Below are 26,499 nucleotides of genomic sequence, written 5' to 3'. Positions count from 1 at the left end.
GGCACCATGGACCGATGCGTGACGACGAGGCGGCCCCCGAGCAAAGGGGGACGGTCGGTGCGCTCGTCCACCGGGCCGTAGACGGGGACGAGCAGGCCACGCACGACCTGCTCGCCCATGTCCACCCCCTCGCCCTGCGCTACTGCCGCACCCGGCTGTCCCGGCTGCCCGGCGACGCCCGTCACTTCGTCGAGGACCTCGCCCAGGAGGTCTGCGTCGCGGTCCTGCTCGCGTTGCCGCGCTACAAGGACACCGGCCGCCCCTTCGAGGCGTTCGTCTTCGCCATCGCCGCCCACAAGGTCGCCGACCTCCAGCGCGCCGCGATGCGCCACCCCGGTTCCACCGCCGTGCCGTCCGACGAGATGCCCGAGCGGCCGGACGACTCCCTCGGCCCGGAGGAGCGGGCGCTGCTCAGCAGCGACGCCGAGTGGGCCAAGAAACTGCTGGCCAACCTGCCGGAGAACCAGCGGGAGCTGCTGCTGCTGCGGATCGCCGTCGGCCTCACCGCCGAGGAGACCGGCCAGATGTTGGGAATGTCACCCGGGGCGGTGCGCGTCGCCCAGCACCGGGCGCTGAGCCGCCTCAGGGCCCTCGCGGAGCAGTAGTACCCCCGGTGCGCGGGCGCCCCGCCGGTCCCGTACGAATCTACGAAGGCCCGTCGTCCCCTTGATCGTGGAATGACCCACGTCCATTCCCCGTTAGCATGGACATCCGCACCGATCAAGGCCATTTGGGGAAGGTGTCATGACTGCCAACGTCGACGGAGTGCCCGAGAAATTCGCGACACTCGGGCTGACCTACGACGACGTGCTGCTGCTGCCGGGCCCGTCGGACATGGCACCCGACGAGATCGACACCGCCTCGTACGTCTCCAGGAACGTGCGGGTCAACATCCCGCTGCTGTCCGCCGCCATGGACAAGGTCACCGAGTCGCGCATGGCGATCGCGATGGCCCGCCAGGGCGGCGTCGGCGTGTTGCACCGCAACCTGTCCATCGAGGACCAGGCCAACCAGGTCGACCTGGTCAAGCGCTCCGAGTCGGGCATGGTGGCCCACCCCATCACGATCCACCCGGACGCCACGCTCGCCGAGGCCGACGCCCTGTGCGCCAAGTTCCGCATCAGCGGCGTGCCGGTCATCGACGGCGGCGGCAAGCTGCTCGGCATCGTCACCAACCGCGACATGGCCTTCGAGACCGACCGGACCCGCCGGGTGCGCGAGGTCATGACGCCGATGCCGCTGGTCACCGGCAAGGTCGGCATCTCCGGTCACGAGGCGATGGAGCTGCTGCGCCGCCACAAGATCGAGAAGCTGCCGCTGGTCGACGACGGCGGTGTCCTCAAGGGCCTGATCACGGTCAAGGACTTCGTCAAGGCCGAGAAGTACCCCAACGCCTCCAAGGACGGCGAGGGCCGGCTGCTGGTCGGCGCCGCGGTCGGCGTCGCCGGCGACGCCTACGAGCGTGCCCAGGCGCTGATCGAGGCGGGCGTCGACTTCATCGTCGTCGACACCGCGCACGGCCACTCCCGCCTGGTCGGCGACATGGTCGCCAAGATCAAGTCCAACTCCGCCGGCGTCGACGTCATCGGCGGCAACATCGCCACCCGCGACGGCGCCAAGGCCCTGGTCGACGCGGGCGCCGACGGCATCAAGGTCGGGGTCGGCCCCGGCTCCATCTGCACCACCCGCGTGGTCGCCGGCGTCGGCGTCCCGCAGGTCACCGCCATCTACGAGGCGTCGCTGGCCGCCCGCGAGGCCGGCGTGCCGGTCATCGGCGACGGCGGTCTGCAGTACTCCGGCGACATCGCCAAGGCCCTGGTGGCCGGCGCCGACACGGTGATGCTGGGCTCGCTGCTCGCGGGCTGCGAGGAGTCGCCGGGCGAGCTGCTCTTCATCAACGGCAAGCAGTTCAAGTCGTACCGCGGCATGGGCTCGCTGGGCGCCATGCAGACCCGCGGCGACCGCAGGTCGTTCTCCAAGGACCGCTACTTCCAGGAGGGCGTCGCCTCCGACGAGCAGCTCGTCCCCGAGGGCATCGAGGGCCAGGTGCCCTACCGGGGCCCGCTCTCCTCGGTCGTCCACCAGTTGGTCGGCGGTCTGCGCCAGTCGATGTTCTACGTCGGCGGCCGGACCGTGCCGGAGCTGCAGAGCAACGGCCGGTTCGTGCGGATCACCTCCGCCGGCCTGAAGGAGAGCCACCCGCACGACATCCAGATGACGGTCGAGGCACCGAACTACAGCCGCGCCAAGTAGGCGGCGCCTGCCCAGGGCGGTCCCGGAACATCCGGGACCGCCCTGGGCGTTGCTGAGGGATCGCCGCGGAGATCCCTCAGCAACGCCCTGCCGTGCCCGTCGGCGATACTGGAAGACGCTGAAACGCATAGGGAAAGGCCACAGACGTGACTGAGATCGAGATCGGGCGCGGCAAGCGCGGCCGCCGGGCGTACGCCTTCGACGACATCGCCGTCGTCCCCAGCCGCCGTACCCGGGACCCGAAGGAGGTCTCGATCGCCTGGCAGATCGACGCCTACCGGTTCGAGCTGCCGTTCCTGGCCGCCCCGATGGACTCGGTCGTCTCGCCGGCCACCGCCATCCGCATCGGCGAACTCGGCGGCCTCGGCGTGCTGAACCTCGAAGGGCTCTGGACCCGGTACGAGGACCCGCAGCCGCTGCTCGACGAGATCGTCGGCCTGCCCGTCGAGGCCGCGACCCGCCGGCTCCAGGAGATCTACGCCGCTCCCGTCAAGGAGGAGCTGATCGGGCAGCGCATCAAGGAGGTGCGCGACTCGGGCGTGGTCACCGCCGCCGCGCTCTCCCCGCAGCGCACCGCCCAGTTCTCCAAGGCCGTGGTCGACGCCGGGGTGGACATCTTCGTCATCCGCGGTACGACCGTGTCGGCGGAGCACGTCTCCGGTTCGCACGAGCCGCTCAACCTCAAGCAGTTCATCTACGAGCTGGACGTCCCGGTCATCGTCGGCGGCTGCGCCACCTACACCGCCGCCCTGCACCTGATGCGCACCGGCGCGGCCGGCGTCCTGGTCGGCTTCGGCGGCGGCGCCGCGCACACCACGCGCAACGTGCTGGGCATCCAGGTCCCCATGGCCACGGCCGTCGCGGACGTGGCGGCGGCCCGCCGTGACTACATGGACGAGTCCGGCGGCCGGTACGTGCACGTCATCGCGGACGGCGGGGTCGGCTGGTCCGGCGACCTGCCCAAGGCGATCGCCTGCGGCGCCGACTCGGTGATGATGGGCTCGCCGCTGGCGCGGGCGACCGACGCGCCGGGCAAGGGCCACCACTGGGGCATGGAGGCGGTCAACGAGGAGCTGCCGCGCGGCAAGAAGGTCGACCTCGGCACCGTCGGCACCGTCGAGGAGATCCTCACCGGCCCGTCCCACACCCCCGACGGCTCGATGAACTTCTTCGGCGCCCTGCGCCGCGCCATGGCCACCACCGGCTACAGCGAGCTGAAGGAGTTCCAGCGCGTCGAGGTGACGGTGGCGGACTCGCAGCACCGCCGCTGAGCACGCGTACCCGTACGAGGGGCCGGCCACCCGGTGGTGGCCGGCCCCTCGCGTTCCCTCACAGCCGGTACGCCGCCCCCGTGGGCGTGGCGCCGCGCGTGTCCAGCAGGAGCTGGGCCTTCACCGACAGGCCCTGGAGGTCGTACGTGCGGTGCTGCTGGAGCAGGATGGTCAGATCGGCGTCGGCGGCGGCCTCGTAGAGGGAGTCGACGCGGGGGACCGGGCGGTCCAGGACCGACCAGGAAGGGACGTGCGGGTCGTGGTAGCTGACCGCGGCGCCCATCGACACCAGCCGGGTCGCGATCTCCTCGGCCGGGGCGGCCTGCCGGTCGGCGAGGTCGGCCTTGTAGGTGACGCCGAGCAGCAGGACGCGGGCGCCGCGGGCGGACTTGCCGTGCTCGTTGAGGAGCGCGGCGGCGCGCTGGACGACGTAGCGGGGCATCTGGCTGTTGACCCGCTGGGCCAGCTCCACCATGCGCAGCGAGTGCGGGGCCCGGCCGGTGAGGTCCTGGGGGACGGAGTGGCCGCCGACGCCGGGTCCGGGGCGGAAGGTCTGGAATCCGAACGGTTTCGTCTCCGCGCAGCGGATGACGTCCCACAGGTCGACGCCCAGATCGTGGCAGAGGACGGCCATCTCGTTGACGAGTGCGATGTTCACATGCCGGAAGTTCGTCTCCAGGAGCTGTACCGTCTCCGCCTCCCGGGGGCCCCGGGCGCGGACCACCTTGTCGGTCAGGCGGCCGTAGAACGCGGCGGCCGACTCGGTGCAGGCGGGAGTGAGGCCGCCGATCACCTTCGGGGTGTTCGCGGGTGTGAAGTCGCGGTTGCCGGGGTCGACGCGGCTGGGGGAGTAGGCGAGGTGGAAGTCGCGCCCCGCGCGCAGGCCCGATCCGCGCTCCAGGACCGGGCGGAGGAAGTCCTCCGTGGTCCCCGGCCGCACCGGCGACTCCAGGATCACCGTGGTGTGCGGGCGCAGATGGGCGGCGAGGGTCCGGGCCGCGGCCTCCACCTGCGCCAGGTCCGGGCCGCCGTCCGCGCCCGGCGGGGTCGGCGCGCAGATGACGGCGGTGCGGACCCGGCCCAGCTCGGCCGGTCCGGCGGCCGTCCGGAAGCCGGACGCGAGCATCCGGCGCAGTTCGGCGGGGGTCAGGGAGCCGGTCTCGGGCCCGGTGCGGTAACCGAGCGTGGGGATGCCGGCGGCGACGGCGGCCTGGGCCAGCGGCAGGCCGTAGGGGCCGAGTCCGATGACGGCGAGATCTGCGGGCATGGCGTGGGCCGTCCTTCCCAGTAACCGAAGCGGGACAGGTGCGCAAGCCCGGTGGACGACTCGGGCGAGCACACGGTCACACTAGGAGTAAATATGACCGATTTGCGGGATTGGTCGGCCGAGTTACCCCGAGTGTTGGTGTGACGGTTGTCCACAGGTGAGGGCCCGTGGTGGCTGAAGTCGGGCAACCCGGTCAGAATCTGGGCATGGGGGGTACGCGGAACGACCGGGCCTCGCCCGACGGGTGCGGCCGACGCGACCGAAGAACCGGGACGACCGGACGAGCGGGAGGCAGCGGTGAGGACAGCGATACTGGGCCCGGCGCAGCGCGCCGAGTCGCTGGCGGCGATGGCCGAGCGGGAACTGGACGTGCTGGTCGTCGGCGGCGGCGTGGTGGGCGCGGGCACCGCCCTGGACGCCGTCACCCGCGGTCTGTCCACCGGGCTGGTCGAGGCGCGCGACTGGGCGTCGGGGACCTCCAGCAGGTCCAGCAAGCTGATCCACGGCGGCCTGCGCTATCTGGAGATGCTCGACTTCGCCCTCGTCCGGGAGGCACTGAAGGAGCGCGGCCTGCTGCTGGAGCGGCTCGCCCCGCACCTGGTGAAGCCGGTGCCGTTCCTGTACCCGTTGCAGCACAAGGGCTGGGAGCGGCTCTACGCCGGTTCCGGCGTCGCGCTCTACGACGCCATGTCGATGGCCCGCGGTCACGGCCGGGGCCTGCCGGGCCACCGTCACCTGAGCCGCCGTCACGCCCTGCGGGTGGCGCCCGCCTTGAAGAAGGACGCGCTGGTCGGGGCCTTGCAGTACTACGACGCGCAGATGGACGACGCCCGGTTCGTGGCCACCCTGGTGCGCACCGCGGCGGCGTACGGCGCGCCGGTCGCCAACCGTGCTCGGGTGACCGGCTTCCTGCGCGAGGGCGAGCGGGTCGTGGGCGCGCGTGTGCTGGACGTCGAGGCCGGCGGGGAGTACGAGATCCGCGCCAAGCAGGTCGTCAACGCCACCGGTGTGTGGACCGACGACACCCAGTCGCTGGTGGGGGAGCGCGGCCAGTTCCACGTCCGCGCGTCCAAGGGCATCCACCTCGTCGTTCCCAAGGACCGCATCCACTCCTCGACCGGGCTGATCCTGCGCACCGAGAAGTCCGTGCTCTTCGTCATCCCCTGGGGCCGGCACTGGATCATCGGCACCACGGACACCGACTGGGACCTCGACAAGGCCCACCCGGCCGCGTCCAGCGCGGACATCGACTACCTCCTCGAACACGTCAACTCCGTCCTCGCCGTGCCGCTGACGAGGGACGACGTCGAGGGCGTGTACGCGGGGCTGCGTCCGCTGCTGGCCGGCGAGTCGGACGCCACCAGCAAGCTGTCGCGCGAGCACACCGTCGCCCACCCGGTGCCGGGGCTGGTCGTCGTGGCGGGCGGGAAGTACACGACGTACCGGGTGATGGCCAAGGACGCGGTCGACGAGGCGGTGCACGGACTGGACCTGCGCGTCGCCGACTGCGTCACCGAGGACGTGCCGCTGCTGGGCGCCGAGGGCTTCCGGGCGCTGTGGAACGCGCGGGCCCGGGTCGCCGCCCGGACCGGCCTGCACGTGGTCCGCGTGGAACACCTGCTGAACCGTTACGGCGCCGTGGCCGAGGAGGTCCTGGCGCTGATCGCCGCCGACCCTTCGCTGGGCGAACCGCTGCCCAGCGCCGACGACTACCTGCGCGCCGAGATCGTGTACGCCGCCTCGCACGAGGGGGCGCGGCACCTGGACGACGTGCTGACCCGGCGCACCCGGATCTCCATCGAGACCTTCGACCGGGGCACCCGCAGCGCCCGCGAGGCGGCCGAGCTGATGGCGCCCGTGCTGGGCTGGGACAAGGACCAGATCGAGCGCGAGGTGGAGCACTACGAGAAGCGGGTGGAGGCGGAGCGGGAGTCGCAGCGCCAGCCCGACGACCTGACGGCGGACGCGGCACGGCTGGGGGCGCCGGACATCGTGCCGCTGTGAGGCGCTGGGGTCCGCCGGGCCGGCCGGCCGGCCTGGGGCGGTGGGGCGTGTGGTGCGGGTGGTGCGGGCGGTGCGGGTTTCACTCGAACGGGTGGCGGGGGACGGGAGCTTCGCGTGCGGCCCGGCCGTTCCAAGAGGTGTGGGGGCAGAACTCGGCCGCGAGCAGCGCGGGCTCCAGGCCGGGGGAGGCGATCGTGTCCGTATTGACCCGGAAGGCAAGGACCCGGCGGCCGTCGACGGTGGCCGCGACGCGCACATAGCTGCCCGCTATGCGCCCGTTGTGTCCCCACACCGTCAGGCCGCAGGGCAGCCTCTCCGGATACAGGCCCATGCCGTACGCGCCGTGTGCGGCCCGGGTGTCGAGCATCTCGCGCAGCCAGCGCGGGGACAGCAGATCACCGCCGAGCAGGGCCCCGTAGAAGCGGTCCAGGTCGGCCAGCGTGGACACCAGTTCGCCCGCGGCTCCGGCCACCCGCGGGTCCAGGACGGTGACATCGGTGCCGTCGGCCGTGTAGGCGCGGCCGTGCGGGGAGGGCAGTGAAGTCCGGGAACCGGGGAAGGAGGTATCTGTCAGACCCAGCGGAGCGATGAGGCGGCGCTCGGCCTCGGCGGCGTACGAGCGCCCGGTGACCTGCTCGACGATCAGGCCGAGCAGCACGTAGTTGGTGTTGGAGTACGAGAAGCGGCCGAGGTCGGCCGGGGGGTGGGTGAGGGCGATGCGTAGGGCCTGACGGGGTGTCACGGGCACGGTTCCGCCGGTGTCCGAGGTGAAGTCGTGCAGCCCGCTGGTGTGGGCGAGCAGGTCACGGAGGGTCAGCGCGCGCCCGTCGTTGCCCGCTCCGCGCACCAGGCCGGGCAGATGGTCCTCCACCGTGTCGGACAGTGACAGGCGGTGCTCGGCGGCGAGTTGCAGGACGACCGTGGCGACGAAGGTCTTCGTGACGCTGCCGGCCCGGAAGTGGTCGGCACGGGCGATCCCCTTCCCGGCACCGGCGTAGCGGGCTCCGCCGTCATCGAGCGCGAGCAGGGCGGCGGCCGGCGCCCCGCCCCTCGTGACCAGCGACGCCAGCAGCGGGTCCGCCGGTGGGACCCAGAGGGTCGACGCCGCGGCCGGAGCGAGCGTGAGGAGGGTCAGGGCGAGGGCGAACGCCAGCAGTGTCCGCAGTGGTGGCATCGCGGGCTCCTCCCTCGTCGCGCCCATCATGCAAGGCCGTGGAGCGCCTGGTTCACCGGGGTCCGCAGGGTGCGGGACCGGACTGCGCCGCCAGGGGCACCCTGGGCGTCGAGCACTTGTCGGGTGAGGGACAATGAAGGCTCTGTCAGGGCGGGTTGCATGAGGGGACGCATGTCGGAGGCGGAGCGGGCGGGGACATCCCGTCAGGACAAGAGCGCACGTCTCCTCGCCGGGCGGTACCGGCTGGGAGATGTGCTCGGCCGCGGCGGCATGGGGACGGTGTGGCGGGCCGAGGACGAGACCCTGGGACGCACGGTCGCCGTCAAGGAGCTGCGGTTCCCGTCGAGCATCGACGAGGAGGAGAAGCGGCGCCTGATCACGCGCACGCTGCGCGAGGCCAAGGCGATCGCGCGGATCCGCAACAACAGCGCCGTGACGGTCTTCGACGTGGTCGACGAGGACGACCGGCCGTGGATCGTGATGGAACTCGTCGAGGGCAAGTCGCTCGCCGAGGTCATCCGCGAGGACGGACTGCTGGAACCGCGCCGCGCCGCCGAGGTCGGCCTCGCCGTCCTGGACGTGCTGCGCTCGGCGCACCGCGAGGGCATCCTGCACCGCGACGTGAAGCCGTCGAACGTGCTGATCGCCGAGGACGGCCGGGTCGTGCTCACCGACTTCGGCATCGCCCAGGTCGAGGGCGACCCGTCCATCACCTCCACCGGCATGCTCGTCGGCGCCCCCTCGTACATCTCCCCGGAGCGGGCCCGCGGCCACAAGCCGGGACCGGCGGCCGACCTGTGGTCGCTGGGCGGGCTGCTGTACGCGGCGGTGGAGGGCACCCCGCCGTACGACAGGGGCTCCGCGATCGCGACCCTCACCGCGGTGATGACCGAGCCGCTGGAGGAGCCGAGGAACGCCGGGCCGCTCCGGGACGTCATCCACGGGCTGCTCACCAAGGACCCCGCCAAGCGGCTGGACGACGTCGGAGCCCGCGCGCTGCTCACCAAGGTCGTCAAGGCGCCCGACACCGCGGAACCGGCCGACGCCACCAAGGTGGTGCCCCTGCCGGCCCAGCCGGACGAGCGGGCCGGCTCGGGGAGCCGGCGGGGCGAGGAGGCCGGGGAGAAGCTGCGCGGCGCGCTGCGCTCGGTGAAGAAGGCCGCCGTCTCGGCGGGGGCGGCCGGTGCGGCCGCCACCCGTGCCAAGTCCGGGAGCGACGGGACCGGCGCGGCCACCGGGGCGGCCGGGTCCGCCGCGGGGGCGCGGGAGGCCGCGCCCGCGGCCGGCGGGTCCGGTGGCGCGGGCGCCGGCCGGCAGCGGAGCACCCCGGGCGGCACCGGCACCGGGTCCGGCGGGCGCAGCTCCGGCTGGCCCGTGATGCCGACGCCGGATCTGCCGGCCCGGCCCGCGCCGAAGGCGTCGCTCACCGATGTGGTGCCGAAGCGGACGCTGGTGATCATCGCGGTCGTCCTGGTGCTCGCCGTGATCGGCGCCGTCCTCGCCCTCACCCTGGGCGGCGACGACGACAACAGCGCGGGCGGCAAGGGCGCGGCGGCCACGGCCACCGCGAGCGAGGGCACCGAGCAGGACGGAGCCGGCGGGACCCGTACCGACGGTGCCTCGTCGCCGGACGCCGCCACGCCGAGCAGCGGAGCGAGCGCGTCGGCCGGGGCCGGTTCCTCCGAGGACGCCGGGGAGTCGGCGGACACCGACGACTCCGGCGGCTCCGAGGACAAGGGGGACTCCGCCGACGACGGCGCCGTATCGACGCACCAGGGCAAGCAGGGCTACGAGATAGGGCTGCCCAAGGGCTGGAAGTACGCGTCCACGGGCGCCGCGGGGGACCGGTTCACCGGGCCCGGCGGGCAGAAGCTGCTCGTCGCCTGGACCTCCACGCCCAAGAGCGACCCGGTGGCGGACTGGAAGAACCAGGAGCGGTACATGACGCGCTCCCAGTACCAGAAGATCCGCATCGAGAAGGTCGGCTACCGGGGCTGGAACGCGGCGGACTGGGAGTTCACGTACGTGGAGAGCGGTACCGAGTACCGCACCGTCGACCGTGGATTCGTCGTCGACGACCACCAGGGGTACGCGCTGATGTACACCGCGAAGGCCGCCGACTGGGACGGCGACCTGCGGCGGGACACCTGGCGGACGCTGACGAAGACCTTCGAGCCCAAGTCCTGAGCCGGGGGCGCGCCGGTTTCGCAAGGTTGAGATCTGGCATCACCTCTTTGCGGGTTGCCTCCGGCACGTATCGTGAGTGCGTGCGGACCGTACGCAGCGGGAACGGGTCGTAAGGCGAACGGATTCGAGCGACCGGGGTGGCCGGGGAGGCATCGTGGACGACTACGCGGGACGGGTACTCGCCGACCGCTACCGCCTGCCGCTGCCGCCGTCCGACGAGTACGAACTCACCGAGACCCGGGCCTTCGACACCTACAGCGGGCAGGAAGTCCTGGTGCGGCAGGTGCCGTTGCCGGAGGTCGTCGAGGCGGAGGTGCTCGACGCGGAGGGGCTGCCCGACGGGTTCACCGCGCGTGACGGCGGCCCGCGCCGACCCGGGCAGCACGGGCCGGCCGCGAGCGGCGGGACACGGCGGCCCACGGACCCGGCGGTGCGGCGGGCCGTGGAGGCGGCGCAGGCCGCGGCGGCCATCCCCGACCATCCCCGCCTCGACCAGGTCTTCGACGTGTTCGCCGAGGGCGGTTCGCTCTGGGTCGTCAGCGAGATGGTGGCCGCCCGGCCGTTGGCCGCGCTCCTCGCCGAACAGCCGCTCTCCCCGTACCGGGCGGCGGAGGTCGCCTCCGACGTGCTGATGGCGCTGCGGGTGCTGCACGCCCACGGCTGGGTGCACCGGAACATCACCGCGCGCACGGTGCTGGTCTGCGACGACGGACGTGTGATGCTGACCGGGCTGGCGGTCGGCGCCGCCGAGGAGGCGTTGTCCGGGTACGACCCGGTCCCGGCGCCCGAGGGCGAGCCGGGGGGCGGGGCCGAGCCGGTCCAGGCGCCTGAGGCCGGTGCGGCCACGGTGGCCATCGGGCCCGGTGGTGGTCCCGGCGACCCGGAGGCCGCGCGGCGGGCCGCGATACAGGCGCGGGTGGCCGGCGGGCTGCCGGCGCAGGGCGTGGAGAGCGGCGGGACCGCCGGGGGCGGCGGACCGCGGGCGCTCGACGCCGCCGGGGACGTCCGGGCGGCTCGGGCCGGGGCGATCGCCGCCTACCGCGCGGGTGCCCGCGCCGCCGCCCGGGTGCAGGAGGCACAGCACGGCCGGGCGGCGCTGCCCGGCGCCCGCCCCGCCCCCGGCGGCGGCTCCGGGCCTGGCGGCGGCTCCGGGCCCGGCACCAACGGGTCGGCGCAGTCGCCGTACGCCCCCGGACGCGGTGCGCCCGCCTCCCCGGGCGGCGCGCCGCCCGGCCAGATCGCCGACCCCTACGGCGTGCGGACCACCTCCACCGCCTCCACCTCCACGTCCTGGCACGGGGCGACGCCCCGTACGGCGGGCGACGCGGAACCGGTGACCGGCGGTCAGGGTCCGGTGAACGGCGGCCGAGGCCCGGTGCCGGGCGGTCAGGGCCCGATGCCTGGCGGTCAGGGCCCGCTGCCCGGCGGTCAGGGCCCGGTGCCCGCCGCCCCCGGTGGTCTGCCGGCCGCGCCCGGCGGTCCCCGGCCGGTCCCCCCGGTCCCCGACACCCGGAACGCCCCCGCCCCCGCCTCCGCCCCCGTTCCCGCCGCCACCCCCGGCCGCTGGGACGACCTGGTCGCGCAGGCGTCCGTGCGCGGGCGCGGGCCGACGACCGCGCTGGCGGCCGAGCGGGCGCGGCAGACGCGGATGGCCGTGGTCGGGCCGGTGACCGAGCGCTGGGCCCCGGAGCAGGCCGGCCCCGTGCACGAGAACTGGCAGCTCGCCGCGCCCATCGGCCCCGCGACCGACCTGTGGGCGCTGGGCGCCCTCCTCTTCCGCGCCGTACAGGGGCACGCGCCGTACCCGGAGGAGTCCACGGCCGAGCTGGTGCAGATGGTCTGCGCGGAGCCGCCGGCCTTCGCCGAGGAGTGCGGGCCGCTGCGGCCGGTCGTGGAGTCGCTGCTGCGGCAGGACCCGACCGAGCGCCTCGACTTCGAGGAACTGCGCGGCTGGTTGCGTTCGCTGGTGCGTTCGGCACCGGAGCCGGACGCCGGACTGCACGTCGTCCCCGCGCCGCCCCTGGACACCACCAAGCTGCCGGTCGTACGCCGCCGGGGCGAGCTGGTGCGCAGGCGGCGCGCCGGGCTGCCCGCGCACCACGGCCGGCACAAGCGGGGCCGGGAGGAGCGGCGTTCCGCGCACCGGCTCGGCCGCACCCTGGTACTGCTGGTACTGCTGGTCATGGCGGCGGCGGTCGCGTACGCCATGCTCTTCATGCCGAAGGCCGGCGAGACGGACGGCACCGGTTCGACCGACCGGACGAGCGCCGCCGGCGGGGCGAGCCGGGCGCCGGGCGCGTCGGCGGACCCGGAGGACGAGTCCCGGCCCGAGCGGGAGACCCCGCGGCACGGGGGGGACGGCGCGAAGCCCTCGCGGCCCGCCGGTTCCACCGAGCCGCAGACCACCGAGCCCGGCGCCGCCGACGGCTTCGTCCTGCGCAAGGACCCGGAGGGCTTCCGCGTCGCCGTCGCCAAGGGCTGGGAGCGCACCGCCGTCAACGGACGCGGCCAAGTGGTCTACTCCCGCGGCGACCTGGAACTGCTCGTGGTGCCCGGCCGGGACACGACCGCCGAGTTCGGCGGCGACCCGATGACGTATCAGCGCGACCGGGAGCCCGAGCTGCAGCCCTACCGGGACTCCAGTTGGGCCACCTCCACCGGGCTGAAGAGCATCGAGGTGGGCGGGCGGCGCATGGCCGAGGGGCAGTTCACCTGGACCGGCGACGACGGGGGCGAGCTGTACGTGCGCAACCTCGCGATCCTCGACGGCGGCCGGTACCACGTGGTGCAGGTGCGCGGCCCGGAGGCGGAGCGCGACGAGGTGACCCGCCTGTTCGAGCAGGCGTCGGCGACGTACCAGGCGACGGGATGACGCCGCGCCGGGTGCCGTAGAGCCGTATCCCGCACCGGAGTTCACGCTCCCGGCACGTCGGCTCGCCGACGCCCGGCGGACCCCTTCGGTTCACCTCCGGCGCGGAAAGCGACAACCGTCACAGAGCGGTCTCCGGAGCACCCCGGCGGTTCCCTGAGCGGGAACCGGTCCCTACGCTGACCCTGTCAAGAGCATTGCGGGGCAACGTGAATCAGATGCAAGGCCGGCTCCTCGCGGGCCGCTACCGGCTCGCTGACGCCATCGGCAGCGGTGGCATGGGCCGGGTGTGGCGCGCCCACGACGAGGTACTGCACCGGACCGTCGCCATCAAGGAGTTGACCGCCGCGCTGTACGTCGCCGAGAGCGACCGGGCCGTCCTGCTGGCGCGCACCCGCGGTGAGGCGCGGGCCGCCGCGCGGATCAACCACTCCGCCGTCGTCACCGTGCACGACGTACTGGAGCACGACGGCCGGCCGTGGATCGTGATGGAGCTGGTCGAGGGCCGTTCGCTGGCCGACGCGGTCAAGGAGGACCAGCGCGTCGAGCCCCGCGAGGCGGCGCGGATCGGCCTGTGGGTGCTGCGCGCCCTCGGCGCCGCGCACTCCGCCGGCGTCCTGCACCGCGACGTCAAGCCCGGCAACGTCCTGCTCGGCCGGGACGGACGCGTCCTGCTCACCGACTTCGGCATCGCGCAGATCGAGGGCGACAGCACCATCACGCGCACGGGCGAGGTGGTCGGCTCGGTCGACTACCTGGCCCCCGAACGGGTCCGCGGCCACGATCCCGGCCCCGCCTCCGACCTGTGGGCCCTGGGCGCGACGCTCTACACGGCGGTCGAGGGCAGATCGCCGTTCCGCCGCACCTCGGCCCTGGGCACCATGCAGGCGGTCGTCGAGGAGGAGGCCGAGGAACCCCGGTACGCCGGTCCCCTCGGGCCCGTCATCACCGCCCTGCTGCGCAAGGCTCCGGCCACCCGGCCCTCGGCGGCCGAGGCCGAGCAGATGCTCGCGGAGGCGGCGGAGGGCCGGCGGCCCAGCGGGGCCCAGGCGTACGTGCCGACAAGGCGGTTCCCGGACGGCGGGTATGCGAGCGGCACCGCCGACACGCCGTACGAGGGGTACGGAGGTCACGAGGGGCACGGAGGTCACGAGCGGTACGGGGGCCGGGGCACCGCGACGCCGTACCCGCCGGTGACCGGCCCGGCGGCGGCCGGCCCCACCACCACCACGACGCCGACCGGCGCGACGATCCCGGGCCACCCCGGGACGACGGGCCCGGCTCACCCCGGCGTGACCACCACGACCCCGGGCCATCCGTCCACCGGTGCCCCCGCCCGGCCGGGCGGACCGTCCCGGCGTCGCAGGCTGCGGACCCTCGCCGTGGTGATCGCCGCCGCCGTGGTCGTCGGCGCGGGCGCCGCCGTCCTGATGCGCGGCACCGACCTCGGCGGGGACACCGGGAAGGACACCGCCGCCACCGGTTCGCCGACCCCGGACACCTCCGGGTCCGCCCCGGACCCTTCCGGTTCGGGCACCACCGACGACAAGGCCACGGGCTCCGTACCGCACGGGTGGGTCCGGTACGACGACCCACTCGGTTTCAGCCTCTGGCTGCCCGAGGGCTGGAAGCGGCAGCCGCTCGACGAGGACGGCGACCTCCGGCAGATCGACTACACCCCCGACGGCGGCGAGCACTTCGTCCGGATCGCCGTGGACACCGCGCCCGACTTCAACGACCCCTACGCCCACCAGCTCGACCTGGAGCAGCAGCTCAAGCTGGTCGGCTACCGGCGGGTGACGCTGGAGCGCTCCACCTACCGGGACCGGGACAGCGCCCGCTGGGAGTTCACCTGGAACGCCCTGGCCAAGGACACGCCGTTCCCCGGGCCGCGCCGGGCGGTCGAGGAGGCGTACCTGTCCCGGGACGGCGTCGAGTACATCCTCTACATGTCCTCGCCCCAGGCGGACTGGGCGACCACGCGCGAGCAGTTCACGGCCGTGCTCCAGGGCTGGCAGGAAAGGACCGGCTGACGGCTCCGGCCGCACGTCGGTTGTCGGCCACCCCTGTCCGGCGTCCCCGAGCAGGTCCGCGCGGTGGGGCATGATGACCTCATGGTGACCGAGCGGGCGGGCGGGCGTGTCATCGCGGGCCGGTACCGGCTTCGGTGCCGGCTCGGGCGCGGCGGCATGGGCGTCGTATGGCGGGCCACCGACGAACTGCTCGGCCGGGAGGTCGCCGTCAAGGCCCTCCCGTTCGACGAGGGACTCTCCGTCGCCGAGGCCCGGCAGCGCCGCGACAGCGTCCTGCGCGAGGCCCGCGCGGTCGCCCGACTGAGCCATCCGCACATCATCGTCGTCCACGACGTGGTGGAGGACGACGAACGCCCGTACCTGGTCATGGAGCTGATCCACGGGGGTTCGCTCGCCGACCGGGTCGCCGCGCACGGCCCGGTCGACACCGCCGAGGCCGCCCGGATCGGGCTCGCCCTGCTCGGCGCCCTGCGCACCGCGCACCAGGCCGGGGTCCTGCACCGCGACGTCAAGCCGTCCAACGTACTGGTCGCCGAGGACGGCCGGGTCGTCCTCACCGACTTCGGCGTCGCCCAGGTCGCGGGCGCCACCACGCTCACCGAGGCGGGGTCCTTCGTCGGCTCCCCCGAGTACACCGCGCCCGAGCGGATGTCCGGCGCCGGGGCCGGGCCGCACTCCGACCTGTGGTCGCTGGGGGCGCTGCTGTGCGCGGCGCTCGGTGGCGAGTCGCCGTTCCGCCGGGATTCGCTCAGCGGCATCGTGCACGCCGTCATCTCCGAGGAGATACGGCCTCCCGCGCAGGTTGGACCGCTCCTCCCGCTCGTCCGCGGACTGCTCGAACGCGACCCCGGGCGGCGGCTGGACGCGGCCGGGGCGGAACGGATGCTGCGCGCCTTCCTGGACACGGGCCGTTCCCCGGCGCCGCCCGCGCCAGACGTACGGCACAGCCGGCGCGGCCTGCTGATGGCGGTGCTGCTGGTCGCCGCGACGGCGGCTGCGGGCGTCTCGGTGGCGGCGCTGCTGACCGACGGGTTCGGCGACGGCGGGGACACGCCGCCGACCTCGGTGCCGGGACCGGTCATGCCGGTGCGGCCCTCGCCGTCCGGCGTCCCGACCCGGACGGTCACGACCGAGCCGTCCGGCGTCCCGACCCGGACGGTCACGACCGCGCCGTCCGGCGTCCCGACCGAGACGGTCACCGTCACCCGTACGCCCGCCCCGTCCACGACCACGACCACGGCCGCGCCGTCACCGTCCTGACGGGGCGGCACGGGGGCGATCCCCGCGTGGTCCCGCACAATCCCCCCACGCCCCGCCGAAAAGAACCGACGCCCCCGCACCACCCCCGCAACCGGCCTGATCAGGGCATTCGTTGCCAGCGATCACTGGCAGTGTGCGAGTGTGCCGTGAATCCCCGTTACCGACGGGTACACAAAGGCCCCGCCGCGTCATACCCTGCCGCTCATGACGGACGCGCAGGCCCCGGACCTCACCGGCACGGACACCACGGACATCACCGGCACCACCACGGGCACCAACCCGGTCGCCCCCGCCCCGGCGGGCACCCGCACCGCGGCCGACGTGGTCACCCCCGAGCTGGTCGCCCGGCTCACCAAGGGCGTCGTCGGCTCCGGCCGGACCGTCAACCACACCCCGTACACCGGCGAGAAACTGGCCGACCTGCCCGAGTCCACCGCCGAGGACGTGGCCAGGGCCTTCGAGCTGGCCCGCGCCGCCCAGGCGGTGTGGGCGGCCACCCCGGTACGGCGGCGCGCGGCCGTCCTGCTCCGCTTCCACGACCTGGTGCTCGAACGCCAGGCCGAGGTCCTCGACCTGATCCAACTGGAGACCGGCAAGGCCCGGCTGCACGCCCACGAGGAGGTCCAGGCCGTCGCCATGGCGGCCCGGCACTACGGCCACAAGGCCGGCGCGTATCTGCGGCCCAAGCGGCACACCGGCGCCGTACCGGTGCTGACGAAGGTCACCGAACTGCGCCACCCGCGCGGCGTGGTCGGCCAGATCGTCCCCTGGAACTACCCCCTCGAACTCTCCGTCGGCGACGCCCTGCCCGCCCTCGTCGCGGGCAACGCCGTGGTGATGAAGCCGGACACCGAGTCCTGCCTGACCGCGCTGTGGGCCAGGGACCTGCTGATCGAGGCCGGTCTGCCCGCCGACGTCCTCCAAGCCGTCATCGGCCTCGGCCCGGTCGTCGGCCCCGAGGTCGTCAAGCGCGGCGACTACGTCTCCTTCACCGGCTCCACCCGCACCGGCCGCGAGGTCGCCCAGGTCGCCGCCGACCGGCTCGTCGGCGTCTCGCTCGAACTCGGCGGCAAGAACGCCATGCTGGTCCTCGACGACGCCGACCTCGACAAGGCCGCGGCGGGCGCGGTCCGCGCCTGCTTCTCCTCCGCCGGGCAACTGTGCGTCTCCATCGAGCGGCTGCTGGTGCACGAGTCGGTGGCCGACGCCTTCCTGGACCGGTTCGCCGCCCGCACCCGCGCGATACGCCTCGGCAACGCCCTCGCGTACGGCGCCGACATGGGCTCACTGGTCAGCGGGCAGCAACTGGAGACCGTACGGCGGCACATCGAGGACGCCGTCGCGCACGGCGCGCGGATCGTCGCGGGCGGGGTCGCGCGCCCCGACATCGGCCCCTTCTTCCACGAGCCGACCATCCTCGACGGCGTCACCGAGGCCATGACCGTGTGCGCCGAGGAGACCTTCGGGCCGGTCGTCTCCGTCCAGCGCTTCCGCACCGACGACGAGGCCGTCGAACGCGCCAACTCCACGCCGTACGGCCTGAACTCGTCCGTCTGGACGCGCGACGCCCGCCGCGGCCGGGAGATCGGCGCCCGGCTGCGCACCGGGACCGTCAACCTCAACGAGGGCTACGCCTCGGCGTACGGCAGCGTCCAGTCCCCGATGGGCGGCATGAAGGACTCCGGCCTCGGCCGCCGGCACGGCTCCGAGGGCGTCCTGAAGTACACCGAGGCGCAGACCATCGCCGAACAGCGCCTGCTCCCGCTGGCCCCCTCCCTCGGCATGGACGACGAGGGCTACGCCCGCTTCATGAGCCGCAGCCTGCGCCTGATGAAGGCATTCCGGTTCAGGTGATGCCGTAGCGGCGCGGGGAACCGCGCAGAACCACACATGGCCCGCACGCGAAACTCAACGAGGAGACCCCGTGCCCCAGGACCCGTACGACTACGACGTCATCGTCGTAGGCTCCGGCTTCGGCGGCTCCGTGTCCGCCCTCCGCCTGACCGAGAAGGGCTACAAGGTCGGCGTCCTGGAGGCCGGCCGCCGCTTCACCCCCCAGTCGCTGCCGAAGACGTCCTGGGACCTGAAGAACTACCTCTGGGCCCCCAAGCTCGGCATGTACGGCCTCCAGCGCATCCATCTGCTCGGCAATGTCATGGTCCTGGCAGGCGCGGGCGTCGGCGGCGGCTCCCTCAACTACGCCAACACCCTCTACGTCCCGCCGAAACCGTTCTTCGACGACGCCCAGTGGCGGGACATCACCGACTGGCAGGACGAGCTGGCGCCGTACTACGACCAGGCCCGGCGGATGCTCGGCGTGCGGCTCAACCCGACGATGACCCCGTCCGACGTCCACCTGAAGGCCGCCGCCGAACGGATGGGCTGCGGCGACACCTTCCACCTGGCGCCGGTCGGCGTCTTCTTCGGCGACGGCCAGGACGCCGACGGGTCGGTCCGGGCCAGGCCGGGGGAGCGGGTCCCCGACCCGTACTTCGGCGGCGCGGGCCCCGAGCGGCGGGCCTGCAACGAGTGCGGCGAGTGCATGACCGGCTGCCGGCACGGCGCGAAGAACACCCTCAACGAGAACTACCTCTACCTCGCCGAGAAGGCCGGCGCGGTGGTGCACCCGATGACGACGGTCGTCTCCGTCACCGACGACTCACGCGGCGGCTACGCCGTCGCCACCCTCCCCACCGACCGGAAGCACAAGGCGGGCGGCCGCACCTTCACCGCCCGCCGGGTCGTCCTCGCGGCCGGCACCTACGGCACCCAGACCCTGCTGCACCGGATGAAGGCCGGCGGTCAGCTCCCGTACATATCCGGCCGGCTCGGGGCGCTGACCCGCACCAACTCCGAGGCCCTGGTCGGCGCCCAGACCGACGACCGCCGCTACCGCAAGGCCACCGGCGAGCCCCGGGCCGACTTCACCCGCGGCGTCGCCATCACCTCCTCGATCCACCCGGACGCCAGCACCCACATCGAGCCGGTCCGGTACGGCAAGGGCTCCAACTCGATGGGCAGCCTGTCGATCCTCCAGGTCCCCTACGCCGGACAGACCGGCACCGGCACCTCCCGCGTCCTCGGCTTCCTCGCCCACGCGGCCCGGCACCCCGTGCTGGTGCTGCGCTCGCTGTCCAACCGCCGCTGGTCGGAGCGGACCATCATCGGCCTGGTCATGCAGTCGCTGGACAACTCCCTGACGACGTACCTGAAACCGGCTGGTGTCGGCAAGGGCCTGCTCACCGCCCGCCAGGGCCACGGCTCGCCCAACCCCAAGCAGATCAAGGCCGCCACCGAGGGCGCCTCCGCGCTCGCCGCCGAGATCAACGGCTTCCCCGGCTCCAACGTCGGCGAGCTGATGGGCACCCCGCTCACCGCGCACTTCCTCGGCGGCTGCCCGATCGGCGCCTCCCGCGAGACCGGCGTGATCGACCCGTACCACCGGCTCTACGGCCACCCGGGCATCTCGGTCGTCGACGGTGCCGCGGTCTCCGCCAACCTCGGCGTCAACCCGTCGCTGACCATCACGGCCCAGGCCGAGCGGGCGATGTCGTTCTGGCCCAACAAGGGCGACACCGACCCGCGCCCGGCGCAGGGCGCGGCGTACCGGCGGCTGAGCCCGGTCGAGCCCAGGTCCCCGGCGGTCCCGGCGGACGCCTTCGGCGCGCTGCGGCTGCCGTTCCTGGGCATCCCGGCGGTACCACCGCGCACCTGACCCCGGCATGCGGAAAGGACCTGCGCCCCCCTCCGAGCGCAGGTCCTTCCCTGTCTTGCGGCCCCGCGGTCCGACACCGCCGGCCGGGCCTTACGCCGGCGTACCGGCCTTGCGCCGCCGCGCGGTGAACACCGCGCCGGCACCGGCGACGACCGCGAAGCCGCCGACGAGGCCGATCACCGGCAGCGCGGAGCCGGCACCGGTCCGGGCGAGGCTGCCGGTGACGGCCGGGGCGTTGCCCGCGGGCTTCTCGGCGGTCACCGGCGCCCGGCCGCCTTGCTGCGGCTCGGTGCCGTCCGTGTCCGTACCGGCGGCCACGATCTGGAAGCGGTAGGCGGCCTGGCCGTAGCCGAGGCACGCGCTGTCGGCGTCGCCGTAGATCGTCGCGCCCAGCGTGAAGCCGGCGCCGACCGGGGCCGAGGCGGCGACGTTCATCCGCATCGGGATGTCCACCTGGTAGCCGGGCTCCAGCTTGTCGGTGTAGCCGACCCAGCCGGCCGCGTAGCCGTACTCGTCCACGTCGTCCCAGGTCCTGGCGTGCGGGTCGTACGCCTGGAGCCGGACCTGCCCGGTCGCGAACAGCTTCTCGCCGTCCTGGTCGGCGGAGGCGCCGGCCAGGTAGGAGAGCTGCTCCAGCGTGGAGCCGGAGGTGTTGGCCACGTTCAGCGAGAACGTGTGCCAGCCGCTGCCCGCCGCGATCTTCCCGGGCAGGCCGCCGATGGTGATGTCGACCTTGGTGTCCGCGCACTCGGACGGCTCGGGCAGGGGGTCCTCGGAGACGGAGACGCTCGGTGAGGGGCTGGCGCTGCCGGTCGGGGCGGCGCTGTCCGAGGCGCCGGCACTGCTCGACGGCGTGGTGGACCCCGAGGGTGTGGTGGAACCCGACGGTGTGGTGGACCCCGAGGGCGTCGTGGAGCCCGGCGGCGAGGTGGAGCTTCCGGGCGCGCTCTCGGAGGCGGAGCCGGTCGGGGACGCCGAGGTGCTCTCGCTCTCGCCGGACGTCGCGGTCACGGACCCGGTCGGTGACGCGGACGTCGTGCCGTCGGTGGCGTACGCGGCCGGGGCGCAGAGCAGCGCCACGGGGGCCAGGACTGCTGTCGCGGCCGCTGCTGCCATGACGCGGCGAAGCTGCATGAAGACCTCGGGAAGTCGGGCGTACCGCTGCGGCGCAGTACGGGCTGCTGGGTGAGGCCGCCGCGGACGAGGTGCGGGTGGGGCTCTCGGTTCAGCAGGTTGGATCAGTGACGGCTGTGAATGGTTGTGCCCGACTTCACAGGGAATTTATGTGGCGCACGTCACTGGCCGACGGGGAGCGGCGAGGGGTGGCGGCAGAGCGGCGGCAGGGGGCGGACGGGCGGCCGGCCCCGGGCGTCCCCGGGACCGGCCGTTCTCTCGGTGACCGGGCTGCTGTCCCCTGCCGTCCGGTCACTTTCCCTGGGGCGAGGTCCCACGACGTACGGCACGATCCGTACGTCTCATCGCCCCAGCGAGCCACGCGTGGTCCTGCGCGCCCGCCCCTGGCTGGCGCGGACACCGGTTCCAACGAGGCCCCGCGGGGGCGGTCACGCGCCGTACGGGTGAGAGCGGGGGTGAACTCAGATGCGACCGCGGCACAGTTCCAGCAGCGTCATGGCGAGGGACGTGCCCGGCCTGCCGAGGGCGTCCCGGTAGTGGCCGAGGACCTCCATCTCGCGGGCGAGGTTCACCCGCCGTCCGCCGGAGGTGATCCGGGCCTCCTGGATGACGGCCGAGACGGCCGTCCGTTCCTGGATCAGGCCGATGATCCGGTCGTCGAGCGCGTCGATGCGCTCCCGCGCGCCGGTGATCACGCCGGCCGCCTCGGCGGTCCGGGCGCCGGTCTTGTCGGATGCGGCGGGCACGGTCCTGGCGGGGGCGGTCGTGTCGGGTGCGGCGGGGACGGTCCTGGCGGGGGCGGTCGTGTCGGGTGCGGCGGGGACGGTCCTGGTGGGGGCGGTCGTGTCGGGTGCGGTGGGGACGGTCATGTCGGGGGCTCCTCGCCGGTCGGTGGGCGGGCCCCGGGACGACGGTCCGGGAAACGCCAGGCGCCCCGGGCCTTGTCGGCCCGGGGCGCCTGGGAAGTCGCTTGTCAGTTGCTCAAGCAGCACGACCATGGCAGCCGGCGGGCCGGTCGCCATAGGTAAACACGAAGGTCGGATGCGTGAGCATGGGGCCAGTATGCCGCCCGCGCGGACGGCGTCCAAGCCGGTTCGCATGGTGAGACATACGGGCGCCGGCGGGGGCGCGAGGCCGCCGGCCGCCCCCGCGCCGGACAGGGCGGGACGTCACCGCTCCCCGCCTCGGTAGAATCGGTAAGCACAAGACCCCCGCCCGACCGCCGGAAGGCACCCCGTGTCATCAGCGACCCCCGCTGCAAGCGCCGCCCCCGACACCGTCCTGGTCGTCGACTTCGGCGCCCAGTACGCCCAGCTCATCGCCCGTCGCGTCCGCGAGGCGCGGGTCTACAGCGAGATCGTGCCGGGCACCATGCCGGTCGAGGAGATCCTCGCCAAGAACCCGGCGGCGATAATCCTCTCCGGCGGCCCCTCGTCGGTGTACGAGGAAGGCGCCCCGACCGTCGACCGCGCCCTGTTCGAGGCGGGCGTCCCCGTCTTCGGCATGTGCTACGGCTTCCAGCTCATGGCGCAGAGCCTCGGCGGCACCGTCGACAACACCGGCGCCCGCGAGTACGGCCGTACCGGCCTGGCCGTCTCCAAGCCGTCCTCCACCCTCTTCGAGGGCACCCCGGAGGAGCAGGCGGTCTGGATGTCGCACGGCGACGCCTGCTCCGCCGCCCCCGAGGGCTTCACCGTCACGGCCTCCACGGACGTCGTCCCGGTCGCCGCGTTCGAGAACGACGAGAAGAAGCTCTACGGCGTCCAGTATCACCCCGAGGTGATGCACTCCACCCACGGCCAGCAGGTGCTGGAGCACTTCCTGTACCGCGGCGCGGGCCTCCGGCCGGACTGGACCACCGGCAACGTGATCGACGAGCAGGTCGCCGCGATCCGCGGGCTGGTCGGCGACAAGCGCGCCATCTGCGGCCTGTCCGGCGGCGTGGACTCCGCGGTCGCCGCCGCCCTGGTCCAGAAGGCCATCGGCTCCCAGCTCACCTGCGTCTACGTCGACCACGGCCTGATGCGCAAGGGCGAGACCGAGCAGGTCGAGAAGGACTTCGTGGCCGCGACGGGCGTACAGCTCAAGGTCGTGGACGCCAGCGAGCGGTTCCTGGCCGCGCTCGCGGGGGTCTCCGACCCCGAGGAGAAGCGGAAGATCATCGGCCGCGAGTTCATCCGCGTCTTCGAGCAGGCCCAGGCCGAGATCATCGCCGACGAGGGCCCGGCCGTGGAGTTCCTCGTCCAGGGCACCCTCTACCCGGACGTCGTCGAGTCCGGCGGCGGCACCGGCGCCGCCAACATCAAGTCCCACCACAACGTCGGCGGACTCCCGGAGGACCTGGAGTTCAAGCTGATCGAGCCGCTGCGCAAGCTGTTCAAGGACGAGGTCCGGATGGTCGGCCAGGAGCTGGGCCTGCCCGAGGAGATCGTCCAGCGCCAGCCCTTCCCGGGCCCCGGCCTGGGCATCCGGATCGTCGGCGAGGTCACCAAGGAGCGGCTCGACCTGCTCCGCGAGGCCGACGCCATCGCCCGCGAGGAGCTGACGGCGGCCGGCCTCGACCGCGACATCTGGCAGTGCCCGGTGGTCCTCCTCGCGGACGTCCGCTCGGTCGGCGTCCAGGGCGACGGCCGCACCTACGGTCACCCGATCGTGCTGCGGCCGGTCTCCTCCGAGGACGCCATGACCGCCGACTGGTCCCGCCTGCCGTACGACGTGCTGTCCCGGATCTCGACGCGGATCACCAACGAGGTGAAGGACGTCAACCGCGTCGTCCTCGACGTCACCAGCAAGCCGCCGGGGACCATCGAGTGGGAGTGATCCCCGAGCACCAGGCCCGTCGTTCGGATCAGGTCGCAGGGAATCCGCTGCGCCCCGTCATGCCAGGCCCCGCGTCCGCGGGCTGATCCGAACGACAGGACCTAGGCGCGCTTGAGCACGCGCACCGGCTCGCCGGGCCTCCAGACCTGGAGGACGAGGTACGCGTCGTCCTCCACACAGGTCCGGGTGATCTCGGTCAGCTCGGTACGGAAGAGGTGGAACCGCCCCGGCGGCTCCACCTCTTCCGCGTACGCGGCCCTGGTCGCCGCGTCCTCCACCTCGTACGCCCGTCCGCCGATCCGGACGTCGCCGCCGCCCATGCCGGTGCCGTCCCCGGGGTTCGCCTGGAGCGCGAAGCGCGGATCGCGGCGCAGGTCGAGCGCCTTGCGGGAGTCCGGCATCATGCCGAGCCACAGCTCACCGCCGAGGAACCGGACCTCCAGGCCGGTGGTGCGGGGCGAGCCGTCCTTGCGCAGGGTCGCCAGGACATGGTGCGGGTACGCGCCGAAACGCCGCTCGACGGTGGCGGCCAGGGCGGGTTCGGCGGCGGCGAAGGTGCCCCAGTTCGCTGTCGTGGTGCGAGTCATGCCACCGAGTCTCCCCTCGATACCGGACACCTCCTGTCGGGTATCGATACCTCGAACACCGTCCGCGCCCGTCTTTACGGAACAGAACTGTCCTCACCGGCTCACCGGCGGTACCTTCCGCCCCGTGAATCAACCCAGTGCCGGAGGCCCCATGCAGGGGACGCCCGGGGCCACACCGCCCCCGCCGCTGCCCACCGACAGACTCCAGTTCGCGATGCCGCCGAGGCACGAGTCGGTCGAGGCCGAACGCCGGCACCGCAAGGAACGCCTCGCGGGCGCGCTGCGGATCTTCGGGCGGTGCGGGCTGGAGGACGGGGTCTCCGGGCACATCACCGCCCGCGATCCCGAGTTCAGCGACTGCTTCTGGGTCAATCCGTTCGGGCTGCCGTTCAAGCACGTCACGGTGAGCGACCTGGTGCTGGCCAACGCCGACGGGCAGGTCGTCGAGGGCCGCTACCACGTCAACCAGGCCGCCTTCACCGTCCACTCCCAGGTGCACGCCGCCCGCCCCGACGTGGTCGCCGTCGCCCACTGCCACTCGGTCTACGGCCGGGCCCTGGCCGCCCTCGGCGACCTGCTGGACCCCATCACCCAGGAGAGCTGCGCCTTCTACGAGGACCACGCCCTGTACGACACCTACAGCGGCGTCGCCGTCGACGCCGAGGAGGGACGGCGGATCGCCTCGGTGCTCGGCAGTCGCAAGGCGCTGGTGCTGCGCAACCACGGGCTGCTGACGGTCGGCGACTCGGTGGACGCGGCGGCCTGGTGGTTCCTGTCCATGGAGCGGTCCTGCCAGGTGCAGCTCACCGCGCGGGCGGCGGGCCGCCCGGTCCTGATCGACCACCGGCAGGCCACGGCCACCCGGGAACAGGCCGGCGGCGACCTGGTGGCCTGGATCAACTACCAGCCGCTCTGGCAGGACATCAGCCGCAGCGAACCCGACCTGCTGGACTGACCGTCCTAGAAGTCCTTGAGCACGGCCGCCTTCGCCCGCGCGAACTCCTCGTCCGTCAGCACCCCGTCCCGGTGCAACTGCCCCAACTCCCGCAGCCTGCGCAGCAGTACGTCGTGCCGGTCGGCCCGCGGCGGCGGCACGGCCGGGGCCCGGCAGGACGCGGCACCGCCCTCGCCGGGGCGGACCTCGCCGGGGCGGGCGGCGGCGCGGGTCGAGGGGTGCGGCAGCCGGGCGGTGACCGCCGCCGCGACCAACGCGGTGAGCAGATCCCGCCGGGCACTGCCCCACAGGTCCAGCGCGTACGGGTCCTTCTCCGGCGGCAGCTCGGAGAACACCGTCTCCCGGGTCACGAACCTGAGGAAACCGTCCTCGTGACCCGAGTTGGGCAGCCACTCCACCCGCACCAGATCGGCCACGGCGATGATCCGCGGGCCGGTGGCGCGCTTGACCCGGCCGGAGGTCTCCGCCCAGTCGATCCGCACCCGCGTACCGTCGAAGGAGACCAGGCCGTCCGAGGACCGGACCGAGACCGGGACCGGCGGCCCCGGCAGCAGATACCTCTCGACCGGCTCGCGCGGGACACCGTCCAGCAGCAGCGCGTGCCGGATCTCCTCGGCCACGTACTCCGCGACCCCCGCCCGGTCGGTGTCCACCGTCAGCCGGTACGGGTCCGCCGCGTCGGGCAGCCGGCCGCCGGTCGCCTGGAGCAGCGGATCGGCGCCCTCGCGCAGCCGCAACCGCAGCCTCCCGCGCCTGCGGTCGGGCTCGAAGACGACCCCCGACACGGCGTCCAGCGGCACGGCGATCTCCCCGTACGTCTGCCGGAACAACGGCACCGAGCGGTGCAGACCCGGCGTGATCCGGACCGTGCTGCCGTCGAAGGCCCAGGTCCCGTCGCGCTGGATGATCTCGGCCATGGGGAAATTCTCGCAGCCGGGTCAACACGGCGGACCGCACGTCACTCGCGGCA

At 73.6% G+C, this 26,499-nt stretch carries 18 protein-coding genes; 12 read left to right on the top strand and 6 right to left on the bottom strand.

Annotated elements, in window-relative coordinates; translation table 11 throughout:
• The first annotated feature begins 14 nt into the window (after nucleotides 1-14).
• From ACFY32_RS05350 to ACFY32_RS05340, 3 genes are all read left to right on the top strand, one after another.
• Nucleotides 15-605, top strand: coding sequence for a sigma-70 family RNA polymerase sigma factor (locus ACFY32_RS05350; protein WP_359189105.1), 591 nt, complete (start codon nucleotides 15-17; stop codon nucleotides 603-605).
• Nucleotides 606-744: 139 nt separating this feature from the next.
• On the top strand, nucleotides 745-2,253 hold the full coding sequence (gene guaB, locus ACFY32_RS05345) for an IMP dehydrogenase (RefSeq protein ID WP_359189102.1): 1,509 nt from the start codon (nucleotides 745-747) through the stop codon (nucleotides 2,251-2,253).
• Between the two features lie 146 nt (nucleotides 2,254-2,399).
• Nucleotides 2,400-3,524, top strand: coding sequence for a GuaB3 family IMP dehydrogenase-related protein (locus ACFY32_RS05340; protein ID WP_359189099.1), 1,125 nt, complete (start codon nucleotides 2,400-2,402; stop codon nucleotides 3,522-3,524).
• A gap of 58 nt (nucleotides 3,525-3,582) precedes the next feature.
• Here ACFY32_RS05340 and ACFY32_RS05335 read toward each other — a convergent pair whose 3' ends face one another.
• Entirely contained in the window at nucleotides 3,583-4,791 is a 1,209-nt protein-coding gene (locus tag ACFY32_RS05335; protein WP_359189096.1) for a nucleotide sugar dehydrogenase, read from the bottom strand.
• Between the two features lie 297 nt (nucleotides 4,792-5,088).
• Between ACFY32_RS05335 and ACFY32_RS05330 the strand changes: the two genes are divergently transcribed.
• Complete coding sequence (locus tag ACFY32_RS05330; protein WP_359189093.1) at nucleotides 5,089-6,795, top strand: glycerol-3-phosphate dehydrogenase/oxidase; 1,707 nt, start codon at nucleotides 5,089-5,091, stop codon at nucleotides 6,793-6,795.
• A gap of 79 nt (nucleotides 6,796-6,874) precedes the next feature.
• On the opposite strand, the gene ACFY32_RS05325 is transcribed toward ACFY32_RS05330, so the two are convergent.
• Nucleotides 6,875-7,969, bottom strand: a complete 1,095-nt coding sequence (locus ACFY32_RS05325) for a serine hydrolase domain-containing protein (protein WP_390673479.1) — start codon at nucleotides 7,967-7,969, stop codon at nucleotides 6,875-6,877.
• 171 nt (nucleotides 7,970-8,140) lie between these two features.
• Between ACFY32_RS05325 and ACFY32_RS05320 the strand changes: the two genes are divergently transcribed.
• The 6 genes from ACFY32_RS05320 to ACFY32_RS05295 all read left to right on the top strand — a co-directional run bounded on the left by ACFY32_RS05320 (nucleotide 8,141) and on the right by ACFY32_RS05295 (nucleotide 20,033).
• Nucleotides 8,141-10,156 carry a serine/threonine-protein kinase gene (locus tag ACFY32_RS05320; protein WP_390673478.1) on the top strand — a complete coding sequence of 672 codons (2,016 nt, stop codon included), beginning with the start codon at nucleotides 8,141-8,143 and terminating at the stop codon, nucleotides 10,154-10,156.
• Nucleotides 10,157-10,310: 154 nt separating this feature from the next.
• Nucleotides 10,311-13,028 (top strand): protein kinase, encoded by a 2,718-nt coding sequence (locus ACFY32_RS05315; RefSeq protein ID WP_390673477.1) that lies wholly within the window; start codon nucleotides 10,311-10,313, stop codon nucleotides 13,026-13,028.
• Between the two features lie 215 nt (nucleotides 13,029-13,243).
• On the top strand, nucleotides 13,244-15,058 hold the full coding sequence (locus ACFY32_RS05310) for a serine/threonine-protein kinase (protein ID WP_390673476.1): 1,815 nt from the start codon (nucleotides 13,244-13,246) through the stop codon (nucleotides 15,056-15,058).
• Nucleotides 15,059-15,139: 81 nt separating this feature from the next.
• Nucleotides 15,140-16,318 (top strand): serine/threonine-protein kinase, encoded by a 1,179-nt coding sequence (locus tag ACFY32_RS05305; RefSeq protein WP_390673475.1) that lies wholly within the window; start codon nucleotides 15,140-15,142, stop codon nucleotides 16,316-16,318.
• Between the two features lie 204 nt (nucleotides 16,319-16,522).
• Nucleotides 16,523-18,172 (top strand): succinic semialdehyde dehydrogenase, encoded by a 1,650-nt coding sequence (locus ACFY32_RS05300; protein ID WP_359189075.1) that lies wholly within the window; start codon nucleotides 16,523-16,525, stop codon nucleotides 18,170-18,172.
• A gap of 70 nt (nucleotides 18,173-18,242) precedes the next feature.
• On the top strand, nucleotides 18,243-20,033 hold the full coding sequence (locus tag ACFY32_RS05295; protein WP_390673474.1) for a GMC oxidoreductase: 1,791 nt from the start codon (nucleotides 18,243-18,245) through the stop codon (nucleotides 20,031-20,033).
• Between the two features lie 90 nt (nucleotides 20,034-20,123).
• Here ACFY32_RS05295 and ACFY32_RS05290 read toward each other — a convergent pair whose 3' ends face one another.
• Both ACFY32_RS05290 and ACFY32_RS05285 read right to left on the bottom strand, forming a co-directional pair.
• Entirely contained in the window at nucleotides 20,124-21,149 is a 1,026-nt protein-coding gene (locus ACFY32_RS05290) for a hypothetical protein (protein ID WP_390673473.1), read from the bottom strand.
• A gap of 479 nt (nucleotides 21,150-21,628) precedes the next feature.
• Entirely contained in the window at nucleotides 21,629-22,036 is a 408-nt protein-coding gene (locus ACFY32_RS05285; RefSeq protein WP_390673472.1) for a chorismate mutase, read from the bottom strand.
• A gap of 367 nt (nucleotides 22,037-22,403) precedes the next feature.
• On the opposite strand from ACFY32_RS05285, the gene guaA reads away from it, so the two are divergent.
• Complete coding sequence (gene guaA, locus ACFY32_RS05280) at nucleotides 22,404-23,987, top strand: glutamine-hydrolyzing GMP synthase (RefSeq protein ID WP_390673471.1); 1,584 nt, start codon at nucleotides 22,404-22,406, stop codon at nucleotides 23,985-23,987.
• A 101-nt stretch (nucleotides 23,988-24,088) separates the two neighbouring features.
• Here guaA and ACFY32_RS05275 read toward each other — a convergent pair whose 3' ends face one another.
• Nucleotides 24,089-24,574 carry a pyridoxamine 5'-phosphate oxidase family protein gene (locus ACFY32_RS05275; RefSeq protein ID WP_390673470.1) on the bottom strand — a complete coding sequence of 162 codons (486 nt, stop codon included), beginning with the start codon at nucleotides 24,572-24,574 and terminating at the stop codon, nucleotides 24,089-24,091.
• Between the two features lie 151 nt (nucleotides 24,575-24,725).
• Between ACFY32_RS05275 and ACFY32_RS05270 the strand changes: the two genes are divergently transcribed.
• Complete coding sequence (locus tag ACFY32_RS05270) at nucleotides 24,726-25,529, top strand: class II aldolase/adducin family protein (protein WP_359189821.1); 804 nt, start codon at nucleotides 24,726-24,728, stop codon at nucleotides 25,527-25,529.
• 5 nt (nucleotides 25,530-25,534) lie between these two features.
• Here ACFY32_RS05270 and ACFY32_RS05265 read toward each other — a convergent pair whose 3' ends face one another.
• Nucleotides 25,535-26,446, bottom strand: a complete 912-nt coding sequence (locus ACFY32_RS05265) for a DUF4429 domain-containing protein (protein WP_390673469.1) — start codon at nucleotides 26,444-26,446, stop codon at nucleotides 25,535-25,537.
• Between the last annotated feature and the right edge of the window lie 53 nt (nucleotides 26,447-26,499).

Source organism: Streptomyces sp. NPDC000134 (assembly GCF_042899225.1).
GTDB lineage: Bacteria > Actinomycetota > Actinomycetes > Streptomycetales > Streptomycetaceae > Streptomyces.
Note: the sequence above shows the minus strand (reverse complement) of the source record. Positions and strands in the feature narration are given on the sequence as shown.

Coding starts and splice junctions, on each gene's coding strand:
- ACFY32_RS05320 (WP_390673478.1), top strand. CDS start 8,141: ATGTCGGAGGCGGAGCGGGCGGGGACATCCCGTCAGGACAAGAGCGCA.
- ACFY32_RS05310 (WP_390673476.1), top strand. CDS start 13,244: ATGCAAGGCCGGCTCCTCGCGGGCCGCTACCGGCTCGCTGACGCCATC.
- ACFY32_RS05325 (WP_390673479.1), bottom strand. CDS start 7,969: ATGCCACCACTGCGGACACTGCTGGCGTTCGCCCTCGCCCTGACCCTC.
- ACFY32_RS05305 (WP_390673475.1), top strand. CDS start 15,140: ATGGTGACCGAGCGGGCGGGCGGGCGTGTCATCGCGGGCCGGTACCGG.
- guaB (WP_359189102.1), top strand. CDS start 745: ATGACTGCCAACGTCGACGGAGTGCCCGAGAAATTCGCGACACTCGGG.
- ACFY32_RS05350 (WP_359189105.1), top strand. CDS start 15: ATGCGTGACGACGAGGCGGCCCCCGAGCAAAGGGGGACGGTCGGTGCG.
- ACFY32_RS05300 (WP_359189075.1), top strand. CDS start 16,523: ATGACGGACGCGCAGGCCCCGGACCTCACCGGCACGGACACCACGGAC.
- ACFY32_RS05285 (WP_390673472.1), bottom strand. CDS start 22,036: ATGACCGTCCCCACCGCACCCGACACGACCGCCCCCACCAGGACCGTC.
- ACFY32_RS05275 (WP_390673470.1), bottom strand. CDS start 24,574: ATGACTCGCACCACGACAGCGAACTGGGGCACCTTCGCCGCCGCCGAA.
- ACFY32_RS05290 (WP_390673473.1), bottom strand. CDS start 21,149: ATGGCAGCAGCGGCCGCGACAGCAGTCCTGGCCCCCGTGGCGCTGCTC.
- ACFY32_RS05335 (WP_359189096.1), bottom strand. CDS start 4,791: ATGCCCGCAGATCTCGCCGTCATCGGACTCGGCCCCTACGGCCTGCCG.
- ACFY32_RS05270 (WP_359189821.1), top strand. CDS start 24,726: ATGCAGGGGACGCCCGGGGCCACACCGCCCCCGCCGCTGCCCACCGAC.
- ACFY32_RS05265 (WP_390673469.1), bottom strand. CDS start 26,446: ATGGCCGAGATCATCCAGCGCGACGGGACCTGGGCCTTCGACGGCAGC.